This is a genomic window from Streptomyces sp. NRRL F-5135 (assembly GCF_000719775.1).
Taxonomy (GTDB): Bacteria; Actinomycetota; Actinomycetes; order Streptomycetales; family Streptomycetaceae; genus Streptomyces; species Streptomyces hebeiensis.
Window position 1 is genome coordinate 1 of the sequence record NZ_JOHR01000063.1, and the last position, 766, is coordinate 766.

Here is a 766-nt window from a genome sequence, read left to right on the forward strand (position 1 = left end):
GATTGGTGAGGCGGGTGGTTCTTCGTCGGGTGCTTCGTGGTCGGCGGAGTCGTTGATGGTGAGTCCGTCGGGTGCGCCGCGTGGGCGGAATCTGACGGGTGAGAAGGTGCGTCACCTGCGGCTGGGGCGGGTGCGTGTCTTTGAGGAGCTGCCGGGGTCTCCGCTGAAGGAGGTGGCGGGGGCGGATGCGGTGGCGCCGTGGGGTGATGCGGCGTATGCGGTGTGGGGTGAGAACGATCCGGGTGGTGTGCGTTTCCCGGATGGGCGGGTGCTGGACGCCGAGCAGTTGGCGGCGGAGCTGGCGGGCGATCCGGAGTTGGCGAAGCTGCCGAAGGGCATGCCGGTTGTTTTGGTGGTGCCGTATCTGGCGAATGAGCGGAATCTGGAGTTCTTGCGGGCGGTCGCGAACCGGCTGGGGCGGCCGGTGTGGGCGACCAGTGGTGACGGCCGTCTGGTGCGGAACAAGAAGCGTGAGCATGTTCCGGCGTTGATCGATCATGGTCCGGAGCATCCGCTCGGGTCGTGGGTGCCGTTCCGCCCGACGACGGTGTCCGTGCCGCGTGTGGATCGTGTGTGGACGGCGTTGGACGGGACGACGTTCCGGGACAGTGATGTGGCGTCCCGGCCGTTGGTGTCGGATCGTCATGGATGTCGCATGCGGATGGTGTGCGGGACCGTGAGCAGAAGATGCGGTCGTATCTGCATGCGAAGAAGCTGGTGCATCTGATGCCGTCGGGTGGTCGGACGGCGCTGGTCAGTGAGGAGG

1 protein-coding gene is annotated in these 766 nt (G+C 66.7%); it reads left to right on the forward strand.

What is annotated here, in order from left to right; all coding sequences use genetic code 11:
- A partial coding sequence (locus IG02_RS37435) for a hypothetical protein (protein ID WP_234315035.1) occupies positions 1 to 727 on the forward strand: 727 nt, incomplete at its 5' end.
- Positions 728 to 766 lie beyond the last annotated feature (39 nt).